This window comes from Shigella sp. FJ200513 (assembly GCF_040495915.1).
Classification (GTDB): Bacteria; Pseudomonadota; Gammaproteobacteria; order Enterobacterales; family Enterobacteriaceae; genus ECMA0423.
The window spans coordinates 1-7,531 of record NZ_JBDYCV010000145.1; the positions used below are offsets into that span (position 1 = coordinate 1).

At 43.2% G+C, this 7,531-nt stretch carries 4 protein-coding genes and 2 pseudogenes; 1 reads left to right on the top strand and 5 read right to left on the bottom strand.

All coding sequences use genetic code 11. The features are described 5' to 3' along the window. Nucleotides 1-30: 30 nt before the first annotated feature. From ABZJ92_RS19645 to ABZJ92_RS19655, 3 genes and pseudogenes are all read right to left on the bottom strand, one after another. A pseudogene (locus ABZJ92_RS19645) lies at nucleotides 31-273 on the bottom strand (hypothetical protein); the annotation flags it as partial. Between the two features lie 56 nt (nucleotides 274-329). Next, nucleotides 330-2,690: a TonB-dependent receptor plug domain-containing protein gene (locus ABZJ92_RS19650; RefSeq protein ID WP_000832507.1), complete on the bottom strand. Its 2,361-nt coding sequence runs from the start codon at nucleotides 2,688-2,690 to the stop codon at nucleotides 330-332. 37 nt (nucleotides 2,691-2,727) lie between these two features. Continuing rightward, nucleotides 2,728-4,413: pseudogene (locus tag ABZJ92_RS19655) on the bottom strand (ABC transporter ATP-binding protein/permease). A gap of 202 nt (nucleotides 4,414-4,615) precedes the next feature. Between ABZJ92_RS19655 and ABZJ92_RS19660 the strand changes: the two are divergent. After that, nucleotides 4,616-4,738 (top strand): protein YneP, encoded by a 123-nt coding sequence (locus tag ABZJ92_RS19660; protein WP_120795387.1) that lies wholly within the window; start codon nucleotides 4,616-4,618, stop codon nucleotides 4,736-4,738. On the opposite strand, the gene ABZJ92_RS19665 is transcribed toward ABZJ92_RS19660, so the two are convergent. Both ABZJ92_RS19665 and ABZJ92_RS19670 read right to left on the bottom strand, forming a co-directional pair. Further along, entirely contained in the window at nucleotides 4,704-5,861 is a 1,158-nt protein-coding gene (locus ABZJ92_RS19665; RefSeq protein ID WP_011069392.1) for an anaerobic sulfatase maturase, read from the bottom strand. The two genes, ABZJ92_RS19660 and ABZJ92_RS19665, sit on opposite strands and share 35 nt — an antisense overlap. A 51-nt stretch (nucleotides 5,862-5,912) precedes the next feature. Continuing rightward, nucleotides 5,913-7,472 carry a sulfatase-like hydrolase/transferase gene (locus ABZJ92_RS19670; protein ID WP_014532257.1) on the bottom strand — a complete coding sequence of 520 codons (1,560 nt, stop codon included), beginning with the start codon at nucleotides 7,470-7,472 and terminating at the stop codon, nucleotides 5,913-5,915. Between the last annotated feature and the right edge of the window lie 59 nt (nucleotides 7,473-7,531).

Below are 7,531 nucleotides of genomic sequence, written 5' to 3' on the forward strand. Positions count from 1 at the left end.
TCGGTGGAGCTGCATGACAAGGTCATCGGGCATTATCTGAACATAAAACACTATCAGTAAGTTGGAGTCATTACCCTGCAATGAACCGGTATGAATTTGCAGCCATAAATTTACCTGATCCTTTGGATGAGCATGCGGATAAATCATATATCGCAAGTCATTGTCCAGTTGCCCGGTAATTAACTTTTCATCCTGCGGTAAGGCGGCGGCAATCAGCCGCCCGGGGAGCAACAGAGTTGCCACTAACGTCAGTAAGAAACAGAGGTTTCTCATAATTATCTCCATGCGAAAACCGGGCGAATTTACCCGGTTAAGTAAAATCCGAACTATTAAAATTTCATGCTGACATCAAGCCAGAAAGTACGGCCACTGGCGTAGGTCGCCACACCGGTGTTCGTTGTATCAACAGCGGTTTTGCTATCCAGTACATTGAGAATATCGGCACTGATCGTCAGGTTTTGTTGTTTCAGAAATTGTGGCGTCCAGGACAAGCGGGTGTCCCAGGTCAGGCTGCTATCCAGTTTTTCGTCAACATACTGCTTGTAATCTGAATATTCGCTGATGTATTGCGCATTTGTCTTACCAAGGATAATGCGAGCTTTACGCGCTTCTTGCCAGGCCAGCGTATTCGCCCACACTAACCCGCTCGGTTGATGCGTGAAATCCATGTTTAAGGAGATCTTTAATGGGTTATTAAAATCTGCCACTGGAACGCTATCGTAAGAGACCAGATTACCGTTATAAACCACCTGGTTATCACCGGTATTGCTCTCCTCATAACCATTGTTTAACGACAAGTTGCCCTTGCTCTTGATATAGCTAAAGACAATTTGCGGGTTAATATCTACCTGGCGGATATGCAGGGGTTCGGCCAGTTCAAAACTGAGGTTAAACGAATGCGTTTTGGTTTTGCCATCGTTGTTATATTCAGTAATGGTGGTTTTAGTCGCGCTGTCGGTACGACTGCTTTTGCTGATTTGATCATGCGCTTCACTTGCGCGTGCAATAACGTTCTTATCGATTTTTTGCTGCAATCCCATTGCCAGTTCATCGTTATAAGGCGTTTTCAAATTCTGATAACGCGTCAGGGTTTTATTACCTGATACCGATTCCGTCCAGCTATTGCGGATATCACGTAATCCCATATCAAGAATATTCCCGCCATAGTAACGGTTATAACCGGCGGTAATCATTGAGGTTTGATCAGCAAAAATATCCCATTCCGTCATAAAGCGCGGGGAGATATTGTGGTTTGACAGATAGTTGTCATAGTCATAACGCACACCGGGCATTAACGACACATTCCGCCAGCTAATGTGATCCGCCATATACAGCGTGTAGTTGTCAATTCCCAGGCTGCCTTTACCTTTATGGTAAATGGTATGGTTAGTTTTCTTTCCTGCAGCATTAATCACATAGGATTCAGACTGGTTATGGCGTTCAGTCCATGCATCGGAATAGATGTATTCCGCGCCGAAGTAGGGTTGATGCGAAACATCACCCACGGCGAATTTTTGCCAGTCCAGGCGTGTTTTGAAGGTGTAATTATCTACAGCCTGGGAAATGTGTCCTAATCCGCCACGGGTACAACGCCCTGTAATATCACCATATGTACATGAAAGTTCGGTGTACCAGATGTCATGATCGTGACGGGTATAATCACTAATATGATCCCAACCAACGGTGGTACGTAGTTTGGCCCATGCGAGTTGCGTATCCATATCCCATGCCAGACCATAGGATTTATTACCCATTTCGCGATCAGACTGCGGGAAGGTGCTGGTATTATAATCACGGCTGGAGCCGGTATATTTTAAGGTTAAATCGTGGGTAAAGCGGTCGCTGGCAAACCAGGTAAATTTGCTCAATGCAGTATCGATAACGTTTTTATACTGTGCCCGACCGGCGACAATGCCGTCATTCGAAACATAATCCGCGCGGGTGATATCAGACTGGCGGCGCGATAAACCGGCGGTAACGCCAAAGTTATCAGCCAGCTCCTGATTAAACGACAAGGTATAAAAGTTCTTTTTAAAATCTGGAGAGAAATAGGTACTTCCTGAAGAACCTTGATTAAATGCGCTCTTGTTATTCTCATCGATATGCGATGTTAACCAGTCCAAACGCGTAGTGCGATAACCCAATTTCACCTTGCTATCATCAGCGTTGAAGCGTTTGATCTTTGCATCAATTACCCCGCCATTGAAGCGACCAAATTCAACCGGCACAAAACTGTCATAAAGCGTCACATTGTCCAGTAAGCTGACATCAAGATAATACCCCTGTGACATCCCGCTAATATTGGTTGCACTACTGGCATCGGACTCATTCGCTGGGTTCAGGTTATTAGTTGCACTAATACCGTCAATCAAATAGGCATTCTGGTAGGGCGACGCACCGTGAATAGAGATTTTCTCAGGGCGAATATCTCCCTGGTTCAACGAGGTACTTTGCGTTGAATCCATGCGTACCGCAGGGTTGGTTCTCAGCAGATCGCTGATATTGCCATTCCCGGTCGGTAAACGCTCGATGCTTTCACTGGTGTAATGCGTGTTGCCGTTTACGGGTACAGGGACAGGAGCATAGACCGTCATCTCTTCAAAAAAATACATGTACATGTTTTTGTCATCGACGGCCTGCGCCACATCAGCGCCACATAAAATGACGCCAGGAATAAGAACTCGCTTCATTTATTTATATCTCCGTACAGCAGGGCTTTTATTGTTGTTATAAAACCGTGCTAATGTCACAAATATCATCAGCCAGGTTCCAGACACCGGGTTGATGTGTAACCATAATGACGCCGCTTGTGGGTAGTTTTTCACGCACTAAACGCAGTAAGCGTATAGCCTCTTGTTCCTCAAGATGAGAGGTAGTTTCGTCAAGAAATATCCATTTCGGACGTCGTAAAATTAATCGTGCCAGGGCGATACGTTGTTTTTCGCCGCTGGAAAGAATATCTCCCCAGCGATCGTGGTCATGAATACGCGCAGCCAATTTTCCCAGACCAACCTGATGCAGTACTTCGCTCAACGATTTATCGTCTACGGGCAGGGGAAGTGCTTTACAAATAATCTCTTTCAGTAAGCCGCTTTTGATTAACGGTGTTTGTGACACATACCAACTGTCAGCAGGAGAAGAAATATCACCTTTAAACCACGGCCAGCAGTGGGATAATGTTTTAAGCAGTGTGGTTTTTCCCGCACCAGAGTAGCCTTTCAGTAATAGCCATTTGCCTGGCGAAACATGAAAGTTCAAGTTCTCTAATATGATCTTATTATCAGGCGTACGAATACTCGCATTAGCCACTTGTACCGCATGTTGGCAATTTTTAGGCTTATTCGTAGGGCGCTATTCAGTGAGTTGATGGAACTCATACAAGCGATCGATAACCGCAGCCAGTTCAGCAAGTTCGTCATATTTATAAATAAACCAGCTTAAATTGTTCGATACTAGCATAAATGCCTGGCGCGATTTCATCAGTCCGCCCAGATTGATCTGCCCGCTAATAAACTGCGGCAATAACAGAAAGTAGGGAAGAACGCTAAGCGAGCGCGAATAAATATTTTGCCAGTAATCAAGCCACCGCTGACGATTCATTAAACGATGCCAGTTCTCTTTAATGGTATGAAAATTGTCGCGCAACTCCTGGCGTTGTAGAGACTCAGCATTGCTTAGCGCAATCAGTTCTGCCTGCTTATTATGCTGCACAAGATTAGTTCGAAATGTCGCTTCGCTACGTTGTTTTTCCACATTAAGCGGACGAATACGTTTACCCACCTTATGGGTAAATAAAGTTCCACCGATCACAATGAGCACGACGGTATAGACCATATACCCCTGGATATTCCATTCTGTTCCACCAACAGTGAATGAGAGCGTACCCGCGCTTTGCCAAAGAATAACGGTAAAGGTGATCAGCATGCTAAGTGACTGGATGAAGCCAAATGAAAGACTGAGCGTTTTGTTGATCAGTAAGAGAATGTCTTCAGCGATACGTTGGTCAGGGTTATCTGTATTTTTATGCTCGCCGTAGATCTGCGTGAAGTAGTAGTTTTTATCTGCAAACCAGCGATTAAGGTAGTAATCTGTTAACCATTCGCGCCAGCGAATAGTCAGTAGTTTAATTAACCATGTTTTGTTTGCGGATATTAATACAAAGATCCCCAGCAGGGCAGGGAACCAAAGAACGAGCTGCCAAAGCTTATCGGTTTCTTTCTGGCTTAGCGCATTGAAAAAATCATTATTCCAGTCGTTTAACCAGACCTGAATTTTAACCACGCCAAGGATCATTGCGAGGATAATAATGATTAACAACACTGAAGTTTTATTATTCTTACGCAGCCAAAAGGGCTTCAGCAGACAGAGATACTTTGCTATCAACATACAAAACGTAATGGGAATGGTTATCATTAGCGAAAATTGATTGTGCCATCCAATGATTATCTATGGCAATGATTTACTGATGAAATTTATTTAAGCATCATTTAACAATATGAAATATATAGAAATTTTTAATTTTCAGTGGTTATGGTTATGCTATTGATAATCAAGGGTATTGCTAATGCCCTGACGCATACCACGTAAGCCAGGATTTTCGCAAGGGAAGATGATGATGACGAAACACCCGACAGGAATTTATGTCGGGTGCCTTGTTAAGGTCATAAGAAGGAGGCTAAGAATGGAGTTAAAAGAGAGCGTTATTAATTATTCTCCATTTGTTTTGCAACATCCATAATGTGGTAAAGCGGTACTCTGTTCTTAGCTAACTCAACCATGGCGTTCATATAAGGTACCATGGTTGAAAAAAGGATTTTATAACCTTCGCAAAAATAAGAAACAGTCTCATTGTTTACTTTAGTAATACGATGCTTAGGACAACCGCCATTGCAGATAGGTTTATATGCACATTGCTGACATTTCGCTGAAATCCGTTTTTTTTGCGCTGTCAGTTGTACACTGTTCATCGTTTTGAGTTCAGATTTATTAATGTTTCCAATTTTGTACTGTGGATAGACAAAATGGTCGCATTCGTAAATGTCTCCATTACTTTCAACAACCAGATTATCCTTGCAGGACTCCTGGAAAATACAACTTGTATGCCCATTCCCCAAAAAACGGCTGACAAAGCTTTCAAACTGACGAATGAAAATTTCACCCACATCGTTTTTAACCCATTGCATAAAAATGGTTGACATAAACTTGCCATAAGCCGTGGGAGGCACAGAAAAATCAATGATACGGAATGTGTTCTCACTATGACCACTGAAATCAATATTCGGCGTCCCGGTTTCTAGCAATTCGATAAATTGCATATGTTTACTGCCGATAGATTTTAAAAAATGATAAACCTCAAGAGGATAATGGACATTAACGTTATTAATGACGGTTAACGTATTAAACTCTACTTGATATGATTTCAGACGCTCGATGGCTGCTATCACTTTTGCAAAAGTACCGTTACCTGAATTACTGCGTCTGTAACGGTCATGTAACTCCTGGGGGCCATCGATCGAGATACCAACCAGAAATTCATGTTCTTTGAGAAAGGCACACCATTCATTATTCAATAAAATGCCATTCGTTTGTAATGTATTAAAAATACGTTTTTGGCCTGCATAGCGTTGTTGATAGTGAATAACTTTACGGAAAAAATCCAGGCCAGCCAGAGTGGGTTCACCGCCTTGCCAGGTAAAATAGACCTGATTGCCAGACGCTTCGATATATTGTTTGATGAACTCTTTCAGAGTGCTGTCATCCATCCATTTTTCATGAGTAAACTGCGACTCTTTTTCAAGGTAAAAACAGTAATCACATTTGAGATTACATTGAAAACTGGAGGGCTTGGCTGTAACGTGCATCGCTATCTCGCTCAATAAGGCGGCGGAAAAATCCGCCGCATGAAGGTTTAGTTATTTCGCTTCGCTTAGTGCTTTCTTGATATTGTTAAACTTCTCCTGATTTACCTCGCTAAGCGGTGGCTGGCTGCTGTCGATAAACTCTCTTACCACGCCTTGCATCTCTTTAACGACCTGCGGATTGGCGGCGGCAAGGTTATCTTTTTGCTGTAGATCCGTCAGTTTGTAGAGACCTAACTGATTGTTTTCTACTGTATAGACAAGCGAATAATCGTTATTTCTCACCGTATAAGAGAATTGGCTTAAGTCCTCAGTGTTGGGGTTATGCGGGTAATCGTCTGACTGATGGCGAACAAATTTGTGGTAATTATCCCAGAATGGAATATTTTCCTCATCAAACCAGTGAGAATAAGAGGTTATCCAGGTCAGATTTTTATGTGGCTCGCCTTGTTTCTTATCTTGCAACCAGGGCAGCAAGGGAACACCATCCAGCTTAAGGTCTTTTGGAATGCTGATATCGGCTGCATCAAGAGCTGTTGGGTAGAAATCCATTGCGGAAATCAGCTTGTCATAATTACCGGGTTGAAGTTTTCCTTTCCACCACATAAACATTGGGGTGTGAGTACCGCCAGGATAGGTCTGACTCTTATAGCCTTTTTGCGCCCCGTTCAGCGGCAGAGGACCATCGATAACCGCACCATTATCGGAGGTAAAGAGAATAATTGTATTGTCATACTGTCCGTTTTTCTTCAGTTGTTCGAGAATGCGTTTTACACCCTGATCAACAGAATAAACGGAAGCGTAGTAGTTATCTGCTGTTTGACTACCGGTATTAAATTGCTTCTGATATTGATCCGGTGCAGGATTATCATTTGGTAGGTGCGGAGCATTATAAGCCAGGTAAAGCATAAAAGGCTGGTCAAGTGTTTTGGCACGATCAACAACGCCAATTGCCTCATCGGTTAACTGATCGCTGATATAACCTTTTGCGGGGACACGTTCACGATTTTTGAACAGTGAAGGGGAGTTGTAATATGCCGTTCCTGCAGCGTGGAATCCCATAAAGTAATCAAAGCCACGGTTTTGAGGTTGCCATTCTTCCGCAGAAAATGTGGTGAAGTTGTCATGATAGTCACGCGTTTGTTTATCTTCCGGTACCGGCACATTACTGATTTTTGACAAGTGCCATTTACCTACTGCTGCAGTGTAATAACCATGATTCTGGAATAATTCAGGCAAGAAAGTTTCTGTTAGCGGAATACCATCCTGAGCATCGGTATTGGAATAGACACCAAAGCGGGCGGGAGCTCGACCGGTCATTATTGCGGCACGGGAGGGGCCGGAAACACCGTGTGCCACATAGCCGTTAGTAAAACGTACGCCTTCATCCATTAATGAAAGGAGCGTCGGCGTTGATTTTTGTGCAGCTTCAATGGCTTTATCTATCCCTATTTTGTAGGTATCGACAACTTCACGATTTTCCATTGTTTTTGGGTCAAAAGATCCCTTATCAAAAGGAAGTTGTCCATAACCAAGATCATCCATGGTTAGTACGATAATATTTGGCTTTCCTTTGGTACTGTATTCAGTCGGCGTAAAGGGTAATGCTGCCAACTTACTGATTTAGTGTATGATGGTGATTTTAAGGTGCTTGCGTGGCTTCCATTTCCATC